This window comes from Salmonella sp. SJTUF14076, assembly GCF_015534835.1.
Taxonomy (GTDB): Bacteria; Pseudomonadota; Gammaproteobacteria; order Enterobacterales; family Enterobacteriaceae; genus Salmonella; species Salmonella enterica.
This window is the reverse complement of the sequence record NZ_CP064674.1, coordinates 39,223-59,731: the sequence shown is the minus strand read 5'-3', so window position 1 is coordinate 59,731 and position 20,509 is coordinate 39,223. Positions and strand designations below refer to the sequence as shown.

Annotated in this window: 19 protein-coding genes and 1 pseudogene; 7 read left to right on the top strand and 13 right to left on the bottom strand. The window is 54.8% G+C overall.

What is annotated here, in order from left to right; translation table 11 throughout:
* Nucleotides 1-178: 178 nt before the first annotated feature.
* From HU143_RS00280 to rbsK, 8 genes are all read right to left on the bottom strand, one after another.
* Nucleotides 179-631 (bottom strand): DUF1198 domain-containing protein, encoded by a 453-nt coding sequence (locus HU143_RS00280; RefSeq protein WP_001519640.1) that lies wholly within the window; start codon nucleotides 629-631, stop codon nucleotides 179-181.
* A gap of 192 nt (nucleotides 632-823) precedes the next feature.
* The gene (gene uhpT, locus HU143_RS00275; protein ID WP_000879181.1) at nucleotides 824-2,215 is read right to left on the bottom strand and encodes a hexose-6-phosphate:phosphate antiporter; all 1,392 of its coding nucleotides are present in this window, start codon (nucleotides 2,213-2,215) and stop codon (nucleotides 824-826) included.
* A 142-nt stretch (nucleotides 2,216-2,357) separates the two neighbouring features.
* On the bottom strand, nucleotides 2,358-3,686 hold the full coding sequence (locus tag HU143_RS00270) for an MFS transporter (protein WP_000948173.1): 1,329 nt from the start codon (nucleotides 3,684-3,686) through the stop codon (nucleotides 2,358-2,360).
* 9 nt (nucleotides 3,687-3,695) lie between these two features.
* Nucleotides 3,696-5,198: a signal transduction histidine-protein kinase/phosphatase UhpB gene (gene uhpB / locus HU143_RS00265; protein ID WP_001091262.1), complete on the bottom strand. Its 1,503-nt coding sequence runs from the start codon at nucleotides 5,196-5,198 to the stop codon at nucleotides 3,696-3,698.
* Entirely contained in the window at nucleotides 5,198-5,788 is a 591-nt protein-coding gene (uhpA, locus tag HU143_RS00260; protein ID WP_000633672.1) for a transcriptional regulator UhpA, read from the bottom strand. The genes uhpB and uhpA overlap by 1 nt, the downstream gene beginning before the upstream one ends.
* Before the next feature lie 153 nt (nucleotides 5,789-5,941).
* A complete protein-coding gene (locus HU143_RS00255) occupies nucleotides 5,942-6,955 on the bottom strand; it encodes an aldose 1-epimerase family protein (protein WP_023227698.1) in 1,014 nt (337 codons plus the stop codon).
* A gap of 11 nt (nucleotides 6,956-6,966) precedes the next feature.
* Nucleotides 6,967-8,283 (bottom strand): L-fucose:H+ symporter permease, encoded by a 1,317-nt coding sequence (fucP, locus tag HU143_RS00250; protein ID WP_000998359.1) that lies wholly within the window; start codon nucleotides 8,281-8,283, stop codon nucleotides 6,967-6,969.
* A 30-nt stretch (nucleotides 8,284-8,313) separates the two neighbouring features.
* The gene (gene rbsK, locus HU143_RS00245) at nucleotides 8,314-9,234 is read right to left on the bottom strand and encodes a ribokinase (RefSeq protein WP_023227699.1); all 921 of its coding nucleotides are present in this window, start codon (nucleotides 9,232-9,234) and stop codon (nucleotides 8,314-8,316) included.
* A gap of 324 nt (nucleotides 9,235-9,558) precedes the next feature.
* Here rbsK and HU143_RS00240 point away from each other — a divergent pair, with 324 nt between their 5' ends.
* A complete protein-coding gene (locus tag HU143_RS00240) occupies nucleotides 9,559-10,344 on the top strand; it encodes a DeoR family transcriptional regulator (protein WP_000448642.1) in 786 nt (261 codons plus the stop codon).
* Nucleotide 10,345: 1 nt separating this feature from the next.
* On the opposite strand, the gene ilvN is transcribed toward HU143_RS00240, so the two are convergent.
* The 3 genes from ilvN to ivbL form a co-directional block, all read right to left on the bottom strand.
* Nucleotides 10,346-10,636: an acetolactate synthase small subunit gene (gene ilvN / locus HU143_RS00235; protein ID WP_023227700.1), complete on the bottom strand. Its 291-nt coding sequence runs from the start codon at nucleotides 10,634-10,636 to the stop codon at nucleotides 10,346-10,348.
* A 3-nt stretch (nucleotides 10,637-10,639) separates the two neighbouring features.
* Complete coding sequence (gene ilvB / locus HU143_RS00230; RefSeq protein ID WP_000168439.1) at nucleotides 10,640-12,328, bottom strand: acetolactate synthase large subunit; 1,689 nt, start codon at nucleotides 12,326-12,328, stop codon at nucleotides 10,640-10,642.
* Between the two features lie 106 nt (nucleotides 12,329-12,434).
* On the bottom strand, nucleotides 12,435-12,533 hold the full coding sequence (ivbL, locus tag HU143_RS00225) for an ilvB operon leader peptide IvbL (protein WP_001541152.1): 99 nt from the start codon (nucleotides 12,531-12,533) through the stop codon (nucleotides 12,435-12,437).
* Between the two features lie 522 nt (nucleotides 12,534-13,055).
* Between ivbL and HU143_RS00220 the strand changes: the two are divergent.
* The 4 genes and pseudogenes from HU143_RS00220 to emrD all read left to right on the top strand — a co-directional run bounded on the left by HU143_RS00220 (nucleotide 13,056) and on the right by emrD (nucleotide 15,596).
* Nucleotides 13,056-13,170, top strand: a pseudogene (locus tag HU143_RS00220) (hypothetical protein).
* Entirely contained in the window at nucleotides 13,167-13,256 is a 90-nt protein-coding gene (gene tisB / locus HU143_RS00215) for a type I toxin-antitoxin system toxin TisB (RefSeq protein ID WP_000117642.1), read from the top strand. The pseudogene HU143_RS00220 and the gene tisB overlap by 4 nt, the downstream one beginning before the upstream one ends.
* A 92-nt stretch (nucleotides 13,257-13,348) precedes the next feature.
* The gene (locus HU143_RS00210; protein ID WP_020437762.1) at nucleotides 13,349-14,209 is read left to right on the top strand and encodes a DMT family transporter; all 861 of its coding nucleotides are present in this window, start codon (nucleotides 13,349-13,351) and stop codon (nucleotides 14,207-14,209) included.
* A gap of 202 nt (nucleotides 14,210-14,411) precedes the next feature.
* The gene (gene emrD / locus HU143_RS00205) at nucleotides 14,412-15,596 is read left to right on the top strand and encodes a multidrug efflux MFS transporter EmrD (RefSeq protein ID WP_000828737.1); all 1,185 of its coding nucleotides are present in this window, start codon (nucleotides 14,412-14,414) and stop codon (nucleotides 15,594-15,596) included.
* Here emrD and HU143_RS00200 read toward each other — a convergent pair.
* Together HU143_RS00200 and dsdC are read right to left on the bottom strand one after the other, a co-directional pair.
* Nucleotides 15,523-16,608: a cellulase family glycosylhydrolase gene (locus HU143_RS00200; protein ID WP_000238924.1), complete on the bottom strand. Its 1,086-nt coding sequence runs from the start codon at nucleotides 16,606-16,608 to the stop codon at nucleotides 15,523-15,525. The genes emrD and HU143_RS00200 overlap by 74 nt on opposite strands.
* A 63-nt stretch (nucleotides 16,609-16,671) precedes the next feature.
* Complete coding sequence (gene dsdC, locus HU143_RS00195) at nucleotides 16,672-17,595, bottom strand: DNA-binding transcriptional regulator DsdC (protein ID WP_001541637.1); 924 nt, start codon at nucleotides 17,593-17,595, stop codon at nucleotides 16,672-16,674.
* Between the two features lie 225 nt (nucleotides 17,596-17,820).
* Between dsdC and dsdX the strand changes: the two genes are divergently transcribed.
* A complete protein-coding gene (gene dsdX / locus HU143_RS00190) occupies nucleotides 17,821-19,158 on the top strand; it encodes a D-serine transporter DsdX (RefSeq protein WP_064441634.1) in 1,338 nt (445 codons plus the stop codon).
* A 17-nt stretch (nucleotides 19,159-19,175) separates the two neighbouring features.
* A complete protein-coding gene (dsdA, locus tag HU143_RS00185; protein WP_023227702.1) occupies nucleotides 19,176-20,498 on the top strand; it encodes a D-serine ammonia-lyase in 1,323 nt (440 codons plus the stop codon).
* Nucleotides 20,499-20,509: the final 11 nt, after the last annotated feature.

Here is a 20,509-nt window from a genome sequence, read left to right as displayed (position 1 = left end):
TTTGGCGTCGTTAGCGGTTATTCGGTGCGTTACTTCTGTGGTTCACCCTTAGCAAATACGATGGCGGCTACGCTTTATTTGGCTAACGATGAATCGCGCCATCCGGCCGTTAATCGTGGCTCGCCGCCCTTGCCAGCCTCATTCATCTCGTCTTTTGTTAACGAGATAGTGAAGAGTATCAATGCAGCCAGTGGACACCCTCTTCCGGCTGAAAAAAGGCGTTATAGCGCAGTTGAAACGCGTTGATCTCCTGCATATCGGGTTCCATTTCGCGCAAAAAGCCCAGCGCCAGCCGTACCTGTGTATCGGTGATCGGCGCGGCTAAACGCGCTTTTTGCAGCAACCGATGCCACCGCTGCAAATTCTGATCGCCGCCATCGACAATCACCATTTGCCAGATCAGTAACACCTGAGCGGCATTTTGCAAATGCGACTCATCAGGGCGATGCAGATACTGTAAAAATTCACCGCCCGCCGTTTTACCCATCTGATCAATCATCGATTCTATCGGCACTACATCAATATTCAGACGTTCGCTCAGGCGGCGAATCGCCCGGCGGGTATCCGATGTCAGCACCCGAAAACCCACAATAAACACCACCACAAACGTGGCCAGAATCAACCAAATCATGCGCACATCCGTCACCAAACAGGATGCCCATCATAACGGTAAATTTATAACTGTCGACGTTCTGGCCTGTCAGGATGTGATTTATTAACGCCTGTCTTCATTTACGCCAGACGCCGGATGTCCTGTCTGACGAACGCAAGGCATAAAAAAGCCCGGCGTTAAGCCGGGCAAAACGTTACCAAATGCACACATTTAAGCGATATTGACTTGCTGAATTTTTTTCTCACGGCGGATTTTGCGCTCTTCCATCACGGCGACCATCGCCATCAGGCAGATACAGCCGATCGCGGCGGCGTCCAGCGCGGCGAAGGTGCCTGCCCAGCCGGTCAGACCAAAAACGGGGGTGCCGTCGGCAATCATGCCCAGACCCAGCTTGGCAAAGCTATCGCCGATAAGATAAGCGAAGGTTCCCTTGATACCGTCCGCAGCGCCGATGGCTTTTTTCGGTACGAAACCGACTGCCGCCACGCCAATTAATAGCTGCGGCCCAAACACCAGGAAACCGAGCGCGAACAGCGAGGCCAGATAGACATACTGGTTGCTGGCGTGCTGGTAGACGCCGAGCGTGGCGATGATGAGTGCCAGCGCCACGCAAGCCACCAGCGCGCGACGACCGTTCGCCAGATCAGAGAGCCAGCCCCACAGCAACGTGCCGACCAGCGCGCCCACTTCGAACAGGGTAAAGCCCTGAATCGCCACTTCTTTGGAAAGCTTCAGTTCCTGGAAGGCGTAGACGGTTGACCACTGGTCGATACCAATACGCACCACATACAGGAAGATATTGGAGAAACACAGCAGCCAGATCACTTTGTTTTTCAACACATATTCAACAAAGATCTGCCACTTGGTCATTTCGTTTTCTTCAGTCTCTTTATCCTCTTCGCTGATCTCTTCGCCGAACAGTTCTTCAGCTTTACCCAGACCGTAAGATTCCGGGGAGTCGCTGCCGAAACGCAGACCGATAAAGCCAACAATCAGCGCGATAATCGACGGGAAGATAAACATGCCGATGACGTGACCGTCGAACAGGTAGTTGGCGCCGAACAGCGCCACGCCTGCCGCGCCCGCGCCGCCGAGGTTGTGGGAGATATTCCAGAAGCCGAGAAAGGTGCCGCGTTTACGACGCGGAGTCCATTTGGTGATGGTCGAGTAGCTGCACGATCCGCCGGTACTCTGGAAGAAACCGCTCAGGGCATAGAAAGCGATCATCAGAAACAGACTGGTTGACCCCGCGCCCATGCTGGCGCTGAAGCCGAGCATACAGATAGCGGAGAGGATCAACATAAACGGTAGAAACTGCTTGGTATTTTTACCGTCAGCGTAGTAGGAAACCAGCGTTTTCCCCACGCCATAGGTGATCGAGAAGCCCAGGCCAATCATCCCCAGCTCGGTCATGCTCAACCCGTAGGTAGAGATCATGTCGTTCTGCGCGATGTTAAAGTTTTTGCGGATCAGGTACATGGTCAGGTAGCCGATAAAAACCACCAGATAGGACTGCATGAACGGCTTGAACCACATTTTACGCCGCACATCGAGCGGCAGATCCAGGGTCGGCTTGCGCACCTGGTTTAAGAAGGCCAGCATGGATTACTCCTGAGCTAATTTTTATACCTGCGAATGGCAGGCATTGTAAAAATCCACAGGAAAAGGGGCCTGCGACAGCGTCCAGGCAAAACCGGGAAAATTTCTTAGTTTTGCCCCATTCAGCGCAAAAAGGTGAGGTGCATCACGCTTCGTGGGTCTCGCGTGGGGCCTGGGCGTTCAGAAATGGCAGCAGCAATAGCGCGGAGATCCCCGCCGCGATGGCGATGACCGCAAAAAAACCGGTCCAGTGCCAGATCTCCAGCACTTTCGCTAACGGCCAGCCGGAAAGCGACGCGCCGAGATAGGCGAACAGGCCGACAAAGCCGGTGGCTGCGCCCGCCGCCTCTTTATGCGAGCACTCCGCCGCCGCCATGCCAATGAGCATCTGCGGGCCGAAGACAAAGAAACCGGTGGTGAAGAAACAGGCCGCCTGCATGACGTAGCTGGCGAACGGCATCAGCCACAGCGAACCCACAGAGAGCAAAATCCCGGCAGCGAAGATTAAATTCATCGGTCCGCGGTTGCCGTTGAAGAGTTTGTCCGAGCCCCAGCCCGCCACCAGCGCGCCGATAAATCCACCCAACTCAAACATCGATACTGCCGTGTTGGCCGTGACCAAATCCACGCCCAGCGTCTCGGACATATACAGGTTGCCCCAGTCGTTGATCGCCGCGCGCACCACGTACACTAAGACATAACACAACGAAAGCAGCCAGATATAGGGATTCAACAGCACATATTTAGCGAGGATTTCTTTGCGACTTAGCCCCGCGCCCTCTTGCTGTTGGGCTACCTCCAGCGCATCGTGCCGCCAGTCGCCTACCGGCGGTAAACCAATCGCCTGCGGACGGTCGCGCAGCCGCCAGCAGAGGACCATGCCCACCCCGATGGCAAGCAACCCGGCCACCATCATTCCGACGCGCCAGCCATAATGCAGGGCGACAGCGGCCATAACGAGAGGGATCAGCGCCCCGCCGACATTGTGCGCGGTGTTCCATAACGCCCACCAGCCGCCGCGCTCGGTACGCGAGTACCAGGCGGTCAGCAAACGGGCGCAAACCGGCGATCCAAACCCCTGGAAAAAGGCGTTCAGCGCCCATAGCAGAGCAAAGGCCCACAGCGAGGTCGAGAAGCCGAACAGAATATTCACTACGCCGGTCGCAATCAGCCCGATGCCCATAAAATAGCGAGCGTTAGAGCGATCGCTAACGATGCCGGAGACAAATTTCGACACCCCGTAGGTGATATAAAACAGCGTCGCCAGCAGGCCGATATCGCTGCGGGTCAGAATGCCGCTGGCAAGGATTTCCGGCGCGGCGGCGTTAAAGCTTTTACGGGTGAAATAGAACAGCGCGTAACCCAACCAAATGGTGATCAGGATATGCCGCCGCCAGTAGCGATAGCGGGCGTCAACCTCGTGCTTATCGGTGATGAGCGGCGCGTTGGCCGGGGCTTTTAAAAACGAAAGCATTATCCTTCCTTAAACGTAACGCTGGGGCAACGAGACGCTCACCCGCGTACCGTGGGTACAAGAGATGGTTAGCGTCCCGCCGAGCGCCGACACACGTTCGCGCATTCCGGTCAGGCCGAAGCCCTGCTGGTGAGAGCCCGGCGGCAGGCCGCTGCCGTCATCCTCAATCACCAGCATCAGCCGCTCATCCTGCTGCCAGCCCTGGAGCGTCACCGCGCTGGCATTGGCATGTTTTACGATGTTATTCAGCCCTTCCTGACAGACGCGAAACAGCGTCACGCGCTGACTTTCACTCAGCGCCGTTTCGTCAATTCGCCAGTCGAGGTGACTGACAATACCGCGGCTTTCCAGCTCCATTTCGCGCAGCAACGAACGGATGGCCTGCGCCAGCGTTAAGTCGTCTAGCTGACGCGGGCGCAAGCGCCCCAGCAGGCGACGCACGGCGTCATACACACCCAGCGAAAGCTGCTCGATAAGTTGCCCGCTCTGCTTCACGCCGCCGTTATCCGCCGCCAGTCGTTGCACAATGCCCGCCTGGGTACGAATCGCGGTGATGGTCTGTCCGATGTCATCGTGCAGCTCACGCGCAACATCGCGCCGCACGCTCTCTTCGGTCTCCAGAAGACGCTCCGCCAGCCGATGGTTGCGCGCCAGCTCCTTTTGCAACGACTGGTTCAGCTCGCGCAGACGCTGAATGCCCGCGCCAAGCAGTAGCCCGGTCAGGCTTTGCGCCAACAGCGAAAGTAATAAATCGACGGGATGATCGTGCCAGGTCTGGCTGGCGATCAGCGCGATAGCGTTCATCAGTGTGGCAATGAGCGCGCCCTGCCAGCCATAATGCCAGGCGAGCGCGATAATCGGCAACGCCAGGCAGAACGGCGTGAAGCGCGAAAGTTCAGCAGGTAACCCCAGTTGCAGCCACAGACTGACGATAAACAGCAGCAGATACCAGATCAGATGCCGCCCGCGCCAGTTTACCGGCTGCGATACCAGCGATGGTCCCAGCGGCAGCCAGGTAGTGCTGGTGAGATAGTGCCAGAAAACCAGGCAGATGGGGGCCAGTGTCAGACCACCCGTGAGGGTCAGCAGTAGCGCGTTCCATGCCGCTTCCCCCTGCCCCAGCCAGGGCAGGGATTGCAGTAGCGCCGCGGCGGTGAGGGCCGCGCCCTGAAGCAATAACGTGCGCCAGTCGCGCTGATGGCGGTAACGCGAAGTCAGCGCCACGGGCAGTAGCGTCAACACACTACCGATCATCAAAAGCGGCAGATGGGCCAGCGCAACTTCCTGCGCTAACCAGTACACCAGCAGCCACTCCGCGCCCAGCAATACTGGCCAGTATCCGCGCGGACATTGCAGCATAAGTCCCAGGCGCAGGCCGAAGGGAAAGAGTAGCGCCGCCAGCTCCGGGCGCTCTACCAGATGCAGGCTGATACTCCACAGGCAGAACCACGCGGCGGAGAAAATAAAAAAGCAGGCAACAACGGTGATTAAACGGGAAAAAAAGGTGTTCATTACCAACCATCAAACATGCGATGCGCCAGTTCAACGTCATTGCTGACGCCTAATTTTTCCAGCAGATTCGCGCGATGGACATGCACCGTTTTTGGCGACAACCCCAGCTCGGCGGCAATCTCTTTTACCGCCATACCCTGGGCGAGTTTTTCCGCCACCTGACGCTCGCGTTTGGTCAGCGGATCTTGCCGACCCGCCGCCAGTTTCACGGCAATATCGGGGGTCAAATAGCAGCCGCCCGTCGCCACCGTATGCACCGCGGCGATCAGCTCATCCGGACTACAGCGTTTAGAGAGAAAACCGCGCGCGCCGGCGTTCAACGCCTGTTCCACCAGCGCCGGGCTATCGTGAACCGAGAGCATGATCGTCGCCATCCCTTTTGGCAGTTGGCTTAGCAGCTCCAGTCCGGAAATATCCGGCATTGAGATATCGCAGATACACACCTGTACGCCGCGCCCCGGTAAGCCTGCCAACGCTTCGCGCCCGGAACCAAATTCGGCGACCACCTGCAAATCAGGTTCCAGCCCCAGTAGCTGTGCAAAGCCGGAGCGGACGATAAGGTGGTCGTCGATAAGGGCAACGGTAATCATGGGTTCATCCTGGCGCTAAGACATGCCTGATGGCGCTGCACTTATCAGGCCTACGGGCAGGTGCCGTTGTAGGCCGGATAAGGCATTAATGCCGCCATCCGGCAAAAACACTTACCTTAACGATAAGTGCCTGGGTGTTCAAGCCTTGAGCGGTCAGACAATGCCTGTCGTGACGGTGAACGTCCGGGTTTGCTGCGGTTCCAGTTGAAGCAAGGTTCCATTTCGCTGCGCCGCGAGAAAACCTTCAGGCCGACAGGTCGCGGGCAGGGCAAAGGCGGCAACCTGCTGATCGCCGTTATAAAGAATCCAGCGGGTCACGTAATTCAGCTCCGCGCTGGCGAAACGTGTCACGAACGTGGTGCCATCCGGGGCGATCATACTGAATTCCGGGGTATTCGTGTACTTGTCCAGTTCATCGGCGAAGAACACGATTTCCGGGTCGTAAAAGCCAGGCTCGTTGAGCGTTGCCAGCGAGGCTTCACCCTGCAAAAGTCGTTGATTAAACGCCAGCCACTGCGCCGTGGGTTTGACATGCGCTGGCACCGACTCGCGTAGCTTCAGCGCGGTATCCGGGATATTCTGGCGGAACGTGGCGTTCGGCACATAGGCATAGTTCATGTGGCACATGTACTGTAGCGGCATGGCGACTGAAGCCAGGTTAGTCACGGTCATCTGAATATCAAACAGCGCGCTTGATTTACGCATTACCACCGCAGGTTGCGCCTGATAATGATGACCGAACCCCATCACATACTCGTAGCGACCGGTCACGCGCAGACTGTCGCCCTCTAACTCCAGCCAGGCGTCGTCCATGGCAGCGCAGGGCATCTCGCCGTGCAGCGGATGTGTATCTTCCGGCGACGGGCAGCCATTCGCCAATAGTCCGGAATGGAAAGCAAAGCAACCATACGTTGCCACCACTTCCGCAGCCGGCTTCGGCTGGCGGAACATGTTGCGCATAGTCAGATCATGACCGTCAAACTGCGCGTCCCAAATCATCTGCCCCATCCAGGGCAGAATCACCAGATGACCGCGGCTGTTTTGTATTTTCAGTCCTTCCACGCCGCTGGCGTAACGAAACGCCGTAACCGTAACATCATCATTTTCCAGCAAGATACGCGGCTGCTCGCTAAAAAGCTCCCGCCATAATGTAATACGTGTTGTCATGGTTGATCTCCTCAGGACGCGGCGACTTCAGCCAGGTTGCCGCGCACTTTGCTTTCGCGCCAGAAGTAAACGCCAACGTAAACAAAGCACAGCATGGAAACCAGGAATGAGAGCTGTAGCGAGTGGAACATGTCCGCCACATAACCCTGAATCGCAGGAACCACCGCCGCGCCGACAATCGCCATCACGATGACCGCCCCCGCCATTTCGGTATGTTCGTTATCGACGGTATCGAGCGTTCCGGCATAAATGGTCGCCCAGCAGGGGCCAAACAGAACACTGACCAGCACCGCCACGTATACCGCGCTAAAGCTGGGCGCCAGCGCCACATAGGCCAGGAACAGCGCGCCGATCACAGAGTAAAGGATCAGGACTTTTTCCGGGTTAAAGCGTGTCATCAGAATGTTGGCGATAAACTTGCCGATAAAAAAGCAGGCGAAGCTGTAGACCATAAAGGTTGAGGCATCGCGCTCATTGATATCGCCTAACTCCAGCGCCAGACGGATAGTGAACGACCAGACCGCCACCTGCATTCCCACATACAGGAACTGCGCCACAATACCGCGACGGAAACGGGCGTTGCTGGCGAGATAGCGTAACGTATCCAGCGCCGAGGGGCGTTTATGACTCGCGGTTTGCGCGACTTTACAGGTCGGGAAACGCGTCAGCAGGAACAGTACCATCACCACTACCAGAACCATAATCATGTACTTATAGGGTTCCAGAGTGTTTTCCAGCATCAGCACCTTGAAGTTGTGGACTTGCTCGGCATTCATGCCCGCCATCTGTTTTTCCAGGCTTTCCCCTTCGGAAAAGACCAGATATTTACCCAATAAAATGCCTGCCGCCGCGCCGATCGGATAAAAGGTCTGGCTGATATTCAGCCGCAGCGTGGCGTAGGCTTTCGGCCCGATCATCGAACTGTAGGTATTCGCCGCCGTTTCCAGGAAACTCAGGCCAATCGCAATGGCGAAAATCGCCGCGAGGAACATGGTGTAGGTCGCCATGTGCGACGCCGGAAAAAAGAGCGTACAGCCGACAATGTATAGCGTCAGGCCGATAAGTATCGCCACTTTATAACTGGTTTTTTTAATGACCAGCGAGGCCGGAATAGCAATTAAAAAATAACCGCCATAAAAGGCGCTTTGTACTAATGCCGAAGCAAAGTTGCTCAGCGAAAATACACTTTTAAATTGCGTAATCAGAATATCATTTAACGCGGCTGCGCATCCCCATAATGGGAATAAACAGGATAACAAAATAAACTGGAACAGAGGTGTCTTATTCAGATACCCGTCGGGCATCTGAACGATGTTTTTATCGTTCATAGTGCTACCTTTAACAGTGCAGGGTGATTGTTATTCGTTCAACGAAAGATACTCATTAAATTGCTCAATGCTTGGATAAGAGGATTGGGTGCCTTTCCCGGTGACGCTGAAAGCGGCAAAGAGGACGGCTTTTTTCATGGCGGCTTCCACATCCCCGCTCTGGACATAATAATGCGCGAAACAGCCGATAAAGGCATCGCCCGCGCCGCTGGTATCAACAGCGCTCACTCTAAACGCCGGGACATGGACTTCCTGGTCACGCGTCATCCACAGCGCGCCTTTCTCACCCATGGTGACGATAATATTGTTCAGCCCTTTATCTACCAGCGAACGTGCCGCTGCGCGAATATGGTCATAGGTATCCACTGGCATACCGGTTAATATTTCCAGCTCGGTTTCATTGGGTACAAAGAAATCGCATTTACAGGCATAAGACATATCTAATTCCCGTAATGCTGGCGCAGGGTTTAATAACACTTCAATCCCATGTTTCTTGCCAAATTCTATTGCGTGATAAACCGTTTCAAGCTGAACTTCCAGTTGCAGAACAATAAGCTGGCATTTTTTTAAATCTTCCGCCGCGCGATCGATATCTTCCGGCGAGAGAAACTTGTTGGCGCCTTTGATGATCAGAATGCTGTTGCTGGAGTTGGCGTTGACGAAAATCGGCGCTACGCCACTGCTGGTACACGGTACTTTTTCTACATACGTCGTATTGATCCCCCAGGATTCGAGATTACGAATGGTGTTGTCGGCAAAAATATCGTCGCCCACTTTGGTCAACATCAATACTTTTGAATTGAGCTTAGCGGCCGCCACGGCCTGGTTCGCCCCTTTTCCGCCGCAGCCGATTTTAAACGCCGGCGCTTCCAGCGTTTCCCCTTCTTTGGGCATCTGGTTGGTGTAGGTGATAAGGTCCACCATGTTAGAGCCAATAACCGCGATATCCATTTTACTCCCTCTCAGAAATCGTCACACGACAATGATATTAAAATAACATTATCATGTTACTTCCGTATCATTTGTGATTATGATCGCGATTAGAGGATCATTTTGCCATTTACTTCGTGAACAATCCCTGGCGGAACATACGCGCATTAAATCATTTTTAGGGTTACAATTTACTGAAAATTAACTATTTATTGTTATAAAACGCGAATAAACCCACTTTTATTTCCTGACGGCCGGACGTATAGTAGTGCCACACTGTAATGTTCTCAGAAACACATAAATGTTACTGATGGAACATAACAACATGATTTGCGGAGAGGGTGAATGGAGACCAAGCAAAAAGAACGTATCCGACGCTTGATGGAGTTACTGAAAAAGACCGATCGAATCCATCTGAAAGACGCCGCGCGGATGCTGGAAGTTTCGGTGATGACCATTCGCCGCGATCTCAGCCAGGATGATGACCCTTTACCGCTGACGCTGCTCGGCGGCTATATCGTCATGGTAAATAAGCCTACGTCTTCAACCAATATGCCGCTGCCAGCGAAAAAGACGCATCATCGGGACGACCTTCCCGTTGCGATCCTGGCCGCCGGCCTGGTGCGTGAAAACGATCTGGTTTTTTTTGATAACGGTCCGGAAATGCCATTAGTTATCAGCATGATACCGGATGATATTACCTTTACCGGGATTTGCTACTCGCATCGGGTATTTATCGCGCTGAATGAAAAGCCTAATGCCACGGCGATTCTGTGCGGCGGCACCTATCGGGCCAAGAGCGATGCCTTTTATGATGCCAATAATCCTTCGGCGCTGGATTCGCTCAATCCGCGCAAAGTGTTTATTTCCGCCAGCGGCGTACATGAACATTTTGGCGTGAGCTGGTTTAACCCGGATGATCTTGCCGCCAAACGTAAAGCGATGGAGCGCGGTCTGCGCAAAATTTTGCTGGCGCGTCACGCCCTGTTTGATGAGGTCGCGCCTGCCAGCATTGGTCCGCTTTCTGCCTTTGATGTCCTGATTAGCGATCGCCCATTACCGACAGATTATGCCGTTCACTGTCGGAATGGTTCCGTCAAAGTCATCACGCCTGATTCGGAAAGTGAATAACTTACTCAAAAAAGACGGCAATTTTATTGAACATGGTGGGATCGGACTGGTTTCGTACCACCTTCGCCACGTCTTCCAGTTTATCGATCTGACTGATCATCTGTTCAAGCCGCTGATCGTCATTGACCAGAAGCCAGATGCGGCTCTGATCGCTACCCTGAATCGATAAACAGAGAATACCCTCAACGTTGAAAGCGCGTCGGGCGAACAGCCCGCAGACGTGGGTCATCACGCCAGGATGGTTGCGAACGGTCAGCTCCAGAATAACGTTATCATGTGATTGTTTCTGCATGGCTTATTCCCCCACCATCTCTGTATTTGCCGCGCCCGGCGGCACCATCGGATACACTTTTTCTTCTGCATCAATGCGCACATGGATCAACGCCGGTCCAGGACGACGAATGATAGCCTGCAACGCCGCCTGCGGATCGGCTTCGTTATTCAAATCACAGGTGTCCAGACCAAACCCGGCGGCAATCTGCATAAAGTTGATGCTTCCCGGATAGGTCGCCGCAAAAACGCCCTGTTTATAGAACAGACTCTGTTGCTGATGTACCAGTCCCAGCGCGTCGTTATTCATCAGGATGATTTTCACATCCAACTGGTTTTCACTGGCGGTAGCCATCTCCTGAATATTCATCATCAAACTACCGTCGCCGGAAAAACACAGCACCTTGTTGCCCGGATTCGCCAGCGCCGCGCCAATCGCCGCGGGCAGACCAAACCCCATGGTGCCCAGCCCGCCGGAAGTCAGCCACTGACGCGGACGGTTGAGCGGATAAGCCTGCGCGGTCCACATCTGATGCTGACCTACGTCAGTGGTAATAATCGCGTTGTCGTCCACACAGGCGGCGACCGCATTAATCAGCCCATAGTGACTAAGCGGGTTATTTTCCTGGGGAATACTGCAAGGGAATTCTTGCTGCAAGTCCGCCACCAACTGATGCCATGCTTCCCGCGGCTGTGCCTCGATATGGGGAATTAACTGTGCCAGTACATCATCGACATCCGCCTGAATAGCCACATGCGGCTGCTTAATTTTGCCTAACTCGGCGCGATCGATATCCACATGGATGATTTTGGCGTTCGGACAAAACTGCTCCGTTTTGCCAATCGCCCGGTCATCAAAACGCGCGCCCAGAACAATCAGTAAATCGGCCTCTTGCAGAATAAAATTGGTACTGCGCGCGCCGTGCATCCCCAGCATTCCTAACGACAGCGGATGCGCCTTAGGCAGCATTCCCAGCGCCATTAAGGTCATTGTCGTCGGCAGTTGCGCTTTTTCCGCCAGTTCGCGCACGCGTGTCGGCGCATTGATCACGCCGCCGCCCAGATACAGCACCGGACGCTTCGCCGCGTTAATCATTGCGGCGGCCTCGCGGATACTCTCCGCGCTAAACTCCGGCGGGGGTGATTTTTCCGCCGGCGACGGCAACGCATCCAGCTCAATTGTCGCCGTCTGCACATCTTTAGGAACGTCTATCCACACCGGGCCGGGACGCCCCGACTGCGCCAGACGAAAAGCATCGCTCATCACCTGAGGCAGCTCGTTGATATTTCTGACCAGATAGTTGTGCTTGGTGATGGGGATAGAGATACCGTAGGTATCCACTTCCTGAAACGCGTCAGTACCGATCATGGACGCCGGAACTTGCCCGGTAATGCAGATTAACGGAATGGAATCCAGGCGCGCATCGGCAATGGCCGTGACCAGATTGGTCGCGCCCGGCCCGCTACAGGCCATACAAACAGCAGGTTTACCCTCCGTTCGCGCCATCCCCTGCGCAATAAACCCCGCGCCTTGTTCGTGGCGCGCCAGAATATGACGGATTTGCGTGCTTTGGCTTAACGCGTCGTAAACGGGGAGGATCGAACCGCCGGGAATGCCGGTGACGATACGAATCCCCTGGCGCTCCAGAAAATGAACTATAAATTCCGCGCCCGTAAAGCGCTGAGGTGTAGATGTTGTGCCCGAACTTGCCATGCTCCATTCCTTTTATTCTGAGCCGACGTTCCGGGAAGGTGTCTTAAACAAAAAACCCCGCCCGGTTTGCGCCGGCGGGGTTTTGGAATCGTGTGTGTTCCGGACCCTACGGCGCATTGCCGACGACCACCACCACACGCACGACGACCACTGCGCGAGATGGCGCAGTTGTTAGTAGGGTCGCGTTCAGCATGGAAGGGTTCATTAGGGGCCTTGTCTGTTTGTTATTAACACGTTTTATACAAGCACAGCGCTTTCAGCATGACAACGGAAAAATTTTCATCTGCACAAAAATGCGTCAGCGATCACATTTTTCTACGAATTTACACGCTTTGAGTATAGGCGTGATAAGCGTAGCGCCCTCCGGTAATCGCCGGGATTGATGATCACGCGTTTCACAATGCCGGAAAACAAAAAACCTCGCCGAAGCGAGGTTCTTACAGCGTAATGCGGGTGGTAGCCGCGAAGCACACTGTGTTATGTCAACAGCAGAAGTATACGCGTTCTGTGCAGAACGCGCAATTTCGGCGCGAATTTTGATGAATTTGAGTATGGATCAGAAGCTCCGTTCTGTCTATAAATTACTGTTCATTTATACAGTACTTAACTATAATGTCTTTGACACAATGTGTTATGCGGGGGCCGCATCGTAAACCGGCGCAACGAAGTCCTGGCTGAAACGGGTGGTGCCGTCAGCGCCTTAACCCCCTCGTGAGCACACTGTGTTATGTCAACACGCACACTATTCCTCGCAAAAGGGATCGCGTGCGCAACAGCTGGCAACAGGCAGCGGAAAGGTACGTCGGCTGGCAGTGCTCCTTAACCACAGGAGACGCGTATGAGCGTAGTGGATATCACCATTCTTATCCTGAAACTCATTGTTGCAGCACTGCAACTGCTTGATGCTGTTCTGAAATACCTTAAGTAATTCAGATTCAAGCCGCACCGAAGGGGAGCGGGCAACCGCTCCCCTTTCACCTTATCCGCTGGTCTTTCGCTTCCCGGGTATGTTACGTTTTTATGACACCCTCAACGACGCCTGACGCTATGACCCTTTCCGTTTTCTGCATTTTGCTGTTCGCCGCGCTGCTACATGCCAGCTGGAACGCCATTGTCAAAGCGGGAAACGATAAGCTCTACGCCGCGATCGGCGTCAGCGGTTCCGCGGCGGTCATGGCATTGATCCTTTTGCCCTTCTCGCCGCAGCCAGCTCACGCCAGTATCCCTTTTTTAGCGGCCTCTACCGCGCTCCAGGTGGTGTATACCGTCCTGGTGGCGAAAACCTATCAGGTCTCGGACATGAGCCAGACCTATCCTCTTATGCGCGGCACCGCGCCGCTGCTGGTGGCGCTCATTAGCGTTCTGTTTCTTGGCGACAGCCTGTCGTCGATGGCCTGGGTCGGCATCGCAGTGATCTGCATGGCGATACTTGGGATGGCCTGTAATGGCCGCGCCAGTTCTCAACGTGGTGTCGTGCTGGCATTAACTAACGCCTGTTTTATTGCCGGATATACGCTGGTGGACGGGACCGGCGTAAGACTCTCCGAAACGGCGCTGGGCTATACGCTATGGTCATTTTTTCTCAACGGCGCCTGCCTGTTAACCTGGGCGATGATTGCGCGGCGGCGGGAAGCGTCGCGTTATCTGGCGCAACAGTGGAAAAAAGGCATTTTGGGCGGGATTGGCACTATGGGATCTTATGGGCTGGCGCTATGGGCCATGACCCAGGCGCCGCTGGCGGTGGTCGCCGCGCTGCGTGAGACGTCGATTTTATTCGGCGCGCTGATAGCCTGGCTGTTGCTTAAAGAGAAAGTGGCCGGGCTACGTCTGGTGGCGGCTGGCGGGATTGCCCTCGGGGCGATTTTACTCCGTCTGTCATGATCGCCCAATGACAGCCGCAGACGTAACACATTCTCGGCAACATTTGTTGCCGCTTTTGTTTACATATCCTGCCGTTCCTTCGTCTGCCATTGCTGGTTGCTGTCTGGCCTTCTTTTTCTGGTGTGATAGATTCCTCTCGCATTTATGGGAATGCGCAGCAAGTTATTCTTATTTTTTCTTTTTTTGAAAAGTAATCAGCGAAATGAAAAGGCAGAGAAACGTCAATTTGTTGTTGATGTTGGTGTTACTGGTGGCCGTAGGGCAGATGGCGCAAACCATTTATATTCCCGCCATCGCCGATATGGCACAAGCGCTAAACGTCCGGGAAGGCGCCGTCCAGAGCGTAATGGCTGCTTACCTCCTGACCTACGGCGTCTCGCAACTGTTTTACGGCCCGCTTTCCGACCGGGTTGGGCGCCGCCCCGTAATCCTCGTCGGCATGTCTATTTTTATGGTAGCGACCCTGTTCGCCATGACCACGCATAGTTTGACGGTGTTGATTGCCGCCAGCGCCATGCAAGGGATGGGAACCGGCGTTGGCGGAGTAATGGCGAGAACGCTCCCGCGCGATCTGTATGAAGGAACGCAACTTCGTCACGCCAATAGCCTGTTAAATATGGGGATTCTGGTCAGCCCGCTGTTAGCGCCGCTGATTGGCGGCCTGCTGGATACCCTGTGGAACTGGCGCGCGTGTTACGCTTTCCTGCTGGTGCTTTGCGCTGGCGTCACCTTCAGCATGGCGCGCTGGATGCCGGAAACCCGCCCCGCCGGCGCGCCGCGCACACGGCTGATCGCCAGCTATAAAACGCTGTTTGGTAACGGCGCATTTAACTGTTACCTGCTGATGCTAATCGGCGGGCTGGCTGGCATTGCGGTCTTTGAAGCCTGTTCCGGCGTGCTGATGGGGGCAGTATTAGGTCTCAGCAGTATGGTGGTAAGCATTCTGTTTATTCTGCCGATTCCGGCGGCGTTCTTCGGCGCCTGGTTTGCCGGACGCCCGAATAAACGCTTCTCAACCCTGATGTGGCAGTCAGTTATTTGCTGTCTGCTGGCAGGCCTTATGATGTGGATTCCCGGCTGGTTTGGCGTGATGAACGTCTGGACGCTACTCATCCCCGCTGCGCTGTTTTTCTTCGGCGCCGGGATGTTATTTCCACTGGCCACCAGCGGCGCGATGGAGCCGTTTCCGTTCCTCGCAGGCACCGCTGGCGCGCTGGTCGGCGGGCTGCAAAATATTGGTTCCGGCGTACTGGCGTGGCTTTCGGCAATGCTGCCGCAAACCGGTCAGGGCAGTCTGGGATTGCTGATGACCCTTATGGGATTGCTGATCCTGGCGTGCTGGCTGCCGCTGGCGTCACGGATATCGCATCAGGGGCAGACGGTTTAACGTTCCCCTCGCCCGGCTTTTTGCCGGGCGTTTCACATTCCGGCGCGATCATCGCATTGAGCAGGGGCTCCTGCGCCGGACGCCACGCTCCTTCTTCGCCGTCATAAAACTGAGTGTCCGCGTTTATCGCATACGGGATATGCGCTTTTTTCAGCTCGCAGGCCATAAAACGGGCAAACGCGAACTGTGAAGCGACCGGCGTCATTTTTATCGACTCTCCCGGCGCCCATCCGCCCACCCAGCTTGCATGGCCGGTCTTATGCTGCCAGCGAACCGCGGCATTAATCCGTGCCCGAATCGCCGCTTTTTCCGCCGCCGTGCCTGACGTCCACGGATATTTACCGCCGCTTTTCAGGGGTCCCCACGGGAAGATGTGCCACTCCGCCAGTACATAGTTCTGGCTTTGCGCCGGCAGTTTAAGCGCCGACAAATCCTCTGGCGCGGCGCGCATGCGGGGGGCAACGAAAATCATCCGCTGTGGGTCAATGGCGTGAATCAGGCGGATGGTTTTGTCATATACGCGATTCAGCGACGCCATATTATGATTAAGTTTGTCGGCAGGCTCATAAATGAGATCGAACCCCAGAAGCGGGGATGTCTGACCAAAATAGCGCGCGACCACACTCCACCAGTTGATCAGCTCCTTTTCATGGCTGGCGCTGGGATCGGTTTTATACGCATCCGCCTGATAGGCAATAATGGGTATGACGCCATAGTATTCGCAGGCCTCTACCAGCTTACGCAAATGGATGAGGCGCGCTTCCGTCGGCGCGCCTGCCACACGAATACGGACATGCGTTAACCCTTTTGCCTTAAAATCCCGCACGACCAGCGGATCAAACTCGCGGATACCCCGTTCCGTTCGCGCCCAGTCAACATCCATCCCAACGCCAAGCTGCTGCGCATAGCGCGCCGCCGTCAAAGGCATCGGTTTCGCATAGACGACCGCGCTGGTCAGCATGAGAGAGGCAATAAGCGGTTTAAACACGACGCCCCCTAAAATTTTTACCACGGTGATAGCACGTATTTAGCATATTCACTCCCGGCAGGTGTAGCGACAAAGCGTAATAAATCTTCACACCTGTTCCTGCAACCAGCGAATAAATGCCTCGATTTTCGGCCACTGCCTGCCAGGCAGAGTGGTGACATAATAATGCTGATGACATTTCAGCCTCATGTCACCAAAAGGCGCAATCAGTTCGCCGCTGTCGAGACGCTTTTGCACCAGCCGTTTACGCCCCATCGCCACGCCAATGTGGTTCATCGCGGCAATCACCGCTAAATCAGAACGATCGAAGCCAATGCCGGATGAATCCGGCAAATTTACCGCAAAATGCTGCGCCCAACTGTGCCACTCATCGGTGCCAGAATCGTTACTCCACGCCTGTCTGTCGTGTAAGAGCGTACAGTGCCGTAGGTTATTCAGGTTATCCTGCAAGGCGAAACGACGGGCATAATCCGGGCTGCAAACGGGCAAAATTGCCTCATCCATTAAAAAATGGTGCGTGAGCTGCGCCGACGGCGCATCGTCAAAATAGATAGCCAGGTCAATGCCGGCACGCTGTAGGTTAACGTTATCGTTGCCGGTCAGCATAGTGAGAGAAATTGACGGATAGCGACGGGTAAAGTCCCCCAGCGCAGGCACCAGCCAGCACTGGGCGATAGAGGGACGTGAATACACGGTCAGCGTGCCGGACAGTTCCTGATTTTTGATATCGAGGATTTCCTGATTCAACGTATCCAGCGACGATTTCAGCGCCCAGAATACCCGTTTGCCTTCATGGGTAAGCTCCACTTTACGGTGAGAGCGGACAAATAGCTGGATTCCCAACTCGGCTTCCAGTTGATTGATACGATGGCTTACCGCACTTGGGCTTAACGACAGCTCATCTGCCGCCAGAGCAAAGGACTGGTGTCTGGCCGCGACTTCAAAAGTATAGAGTTTGGATAACTGCCAGCCGTTGAGTAAGCGGTTTCGGGTATCGCGAAGGGGTTCCATGGCAACCTCAGTCATCTTTTAATTTCCCGAAGTGTAAAAAAACACGCTGAAAAAATCCGCACATAGATGAAGCAAAATGAACCATATCGCAAAATAAAGGCAATATTAGATGGAAATCACATAGTTGATTCAATTTACATCATGTGAATGGCAAATTATATCGTTTGTCAGGGGGTGCTGTTTTTCTGTCCAATAAGAACAGATTAATCACAGGGTAGGTGAGATATGCACGCTCAAATCTGGGTAGTGAGCACGCTGCTGATCAGCATCGTGTTAATCGTATTGACCATCGTGAAGTTTAAATTCCACCCCTTCCTGGCGTTACTGCTCGCCAGTTTCTTTGTCGGCGCGATGATGGGCATGGGGCCGCTGGAGATGGTCACGGCGATAGAAAACGGAATAGGCGGTACGCTCGGTTTTCTGGCCGCCGTTATCGGTCCTGGCACCATCCTCGGCAAAATGATGGAGGTTTCCGGCGCGGCGGAACGCATCGGGCTTACGCTCCAGCGCTGCCGCTGGCTCTCTGCTGACGTGATCATGGTACTGGTGGGGCTGATTTGCGGTATCACGTTGTTCGTGGAAGTGGGCGTCGTGTTGCTCATCCCACTGGCGTTTTCTATCGCTAAAAAGACCCATACCTCGCTGCTGAAGCTGGCCATTCCGCTGTGTACCGCGCTGATGGCCGTCCATTGCGTGGTACCGCCGCATCCGGCTGCGCTGTTTGTCGCAAATAAACTGGGGGCGGATATCGGCTCGGTGATTGTCTACGGTCTGCTGGTCGGACTGATGGCATCATTGGTCGGCGGTCCGCTGTTCTTAAAGTTTCTGGGTAATCGTCTGCCGTTCAAGCCCGTACCGACAGAGTTTGCGGATCTTGAAGTGCGCGCCGAAAACACCCTGCCGTCGCTGGACGCAACGCTGTTTACCGTTCTGCTGCCGATTGGCCTGATGCTGGTGAAAACCGTCGCTGAACTGAATATGGCGAAAGACGGCACGTTGTATACGCTGCTGGAGTTTATCGGTAATCCGATCACCGCGATGTTTATCGCTGTCTTTGTGGCGTATTACATACTCGGTCTGCGCCAGCATATGGGTATGAGCGCGCTACTTACCCACACCGAAAACGGCTTTGGCGCCATTGCGAACATCCTGCTGATTATCGGCGCGGGCGGCGCGTTCAACGCCATTCTCAAAAGTAGCGGACTGGCGGACACGCTGGCGGTGATCCTCTCAAATATGCATATGCACCCGATTCTGCTGGCGTGGCTGGTAGCGCTGATTCTGCACGCGGCGGTCGGCTCTGCGACGGTAGCCATGATGGGCGCCACGGCGATTGTTGCGCCCATGCTGCCGCTCTATCCTGACGTTAGCCCGGAGATCATCGCTATTGCCATCGGTTCCGGCGCCATTGGCTGCACGATCGTGACCGATTCCCTGTTCTGGCTGGTCAAGCAGTATTGCGGCGCTACGCTGAATGAAACGTTTAAATACTATACGACGGCCACGTTTATCGCATCTGTCGTTGCACTGGCTGGCACATTCCTGCTTTCCTTTATCATCTGATCGTAAAGAGACGTACTATGGAAAACATACAAAAGCTCATCGCCCGGTATCCTTTGGTCGAGGATCTGGTCGCCCTCAAAGAAACCACCTGGTTTAACCCGGGCGCCACCTCTCTTGCACAAGGTCTACCGTATGTCGGCCTGACGGAGCAGGACGTAAACGCCGCCCATGACCGTCTGGCGCGCTTTGCGCCGTATCTGGCAAAAGCGTTTCCGCAAACCGCTGCCGCTGGCGGCATAATCGAATCTGACGTGGTCGCTATTCCGGCCATGCAAAAACGGCTGGAAAAAGAGTATGGGCAAACGATCGACGGTGAAATGCTGTTAAAAAAAGACAGTCACCTGGCAATATCTGGTTCCATTAAAGCGCGCGGCGGCATCTACGAGGTGCTAACGCACGCGGAAAAACTGGCGCTGGAGGCGGGTCTGTTAACCACCGACGATGACTATAGCGTGTTGCTTTCGCCGGAATTTAAACAATTCTTCAGCCAGTACAGTATCGCCGTTGGTTCAACCGGCAATCTGGGGCTATCGATCGGTATCATGAGCGCCTGCATCGGTTTTAAAGTGACGGTACATATGTCTGCCGACGCCCGCGCCTGGAAAAAAGCGAAGCTGCGTAGCCACGGCGTGACGGTCGTGGAATACGAAGATGATTACGGCGTGGCGGTTGAGCAGGGTCGTAAAGCAGCGCAATCCGATCCAAACTGTTTCTTTATCGATGATGAAAACTCTCGCACGCTATTTCTGGGCTATGCGGTAGCGGGTCAGCGTCTGAAAGCGCAATTCGCGCAGCAGGGACGCGTCGTTGACGCCAGTCACCCACTGTTTGTTTATCTGCCGTGCGGCGTTGGCGGCGGCCCTGGCGGCGTCGCCTTTGGCCTGAAACTGGCGTTTGGCGACAACGTCCACTGTTTCTTTGCCGAACCGACCCATTCACCCTGTATGTTACTCGGCGTTTATACCGGTCTGCACGATGCCATCTCAGTACAGGATATCGGTATTGATAACCTGACGGCGGCTGACGGCCTGGCGGTAGGTCGCGCTTCGGGCTTTGTTGGTCGGGCAATGGAGCGTCTGCTTGACGGCCTCTATACCTTAGACGATCAAACAATGTATGACATGCTGGGCTGGCTGGCGCAGGAGGAAGGAATTCGACTGGAGCCATCAGCTCTGGCGGGGATGGCCGGGCCACAGCGCATTTGCGCCTCCGTCGCGTATCAGCAAAGGCATGGATTCAGTCAGACGCAGCTCGGCAACGCGACGCATCTGGTATGGGCAACCGGGGGCGGCATGGTGCCGGAAGATGAAATGGAACAATACCTGGCAAAAGGACGCTAATACTCACTCAG

Coding starts and splice junctions, on each gene's coding strand:
- HU143_RS00280 (WP_001519640.1), bottom strand. CDS start 631: ATGATTTGGTTGATTCTGGCCACGTTTGTGGTGGTGTTTATTGTGGGT.
- uhpT (WP_000879181.1), bottom strand. CDS start 2,215: ATGCTGGCCTTCTTAAACCAGGTGCGCAAGCCGACCCTGGATCTGCCG.
- HU143_RS00270 (WP_000948173.1), bottom strand. CDS start 3,686: ATGCTTTCGTTTTTAAAAGCCCCGGCCAACGCGCCGCTCATCACCGAT.
- uhpB (WP_001091262.1), bottom strand. CDS start 5,198: ATGAACACCTTTTTTTCCCGTTTAATCACCGTTGTTGCCTGCTTTTTT.
- uhpA (WP_000633672.1), bottom strand. CDS start 5,788: ATGATTACCGTTGCCCTTATCGACGACCACCTTATCGTCCGCTCCGGC.
- HU143_RS00255 (WP_023227698.1), bottom strand. CDS start 6,955: ATGACAACACGTATTACATTATGGCGGGAGCTTTTTAGCGAGCAGCCG.
- fucP (WP_000998359.1), bottom strand. CDS start 8,283: ATGAACGATAAAAACATCGTTCAGATGCCCGACGGGTATCTGAATAAG.
- rbsK (WP_023227699.1), bottom strand. CDS start 9,234: ATGGATATCGCGGTTATTGGCTCTAACATGGTGGACCTTATCACCTAC.
- HU143_RS00240 (WP_000448642.1), top strand. CDS start 9,559: ATGGAGACCAAGCAAAAAGAACGTATCCGACGCTTGATGGAGTTACTG.
- ilvN (WP_023227700.1), bottom strand. CDS start 10,636: ATGCAGAAACAATCACATGATAACGTTATTCTGGAGCTGACCGTTCGC.
- ilvB (WP_000168439.1), bottom strand. CDS start 12,328: ATGGCAAGTTCGGGCACAACATCTACACCTCAGCGCTTTACGGGCGCG.
- ivbL (WP_001541152.1), bottom strand. CDS start 12,533: ATGAACCCTTCCATGCTGAACGCGACCCTACTAACAACTGCGCCATCT.
- tisB (WP_000117642.1), top strand. CDS start 13,167: ATGAGCGTAGTGGATATCACCATTCTTATCCTGAAACTCATTGTTGCA.
- HU143_RS00210 (WP_020437762.1), top strand. CDS start 13,349: ATGACACCCTCAACGACGCCTGACGCTATGACCCTTTCCGTTTTCTGC.
- emrD (WP_000828737.1), top strand. CDS start 14,412: ATGAAAAGGCAGAGAAACGTCAATTTGTTGTTGATGTTGGTGTTACTG.
- dsdC (WP_001541637.1), bottom strand. CDS start 17,595: ATGGAACCCCTTCGCGATACCCGAAACCGCTTACTCAACGGCTGGCAG.
- dsdX (WP_064441634.1), top strand. CDS start 17,821: ATGCACGCTCAAATCTGGGTAGTGAGCACGCTGCTGATCAGCATCGTG.
- dsdA (WP_023227702.1), top strand. CDS start 19,176: ATGGAAAACATACAAAAGCTCATCGCCCGGTATCCTTTGGTCGAGGAT.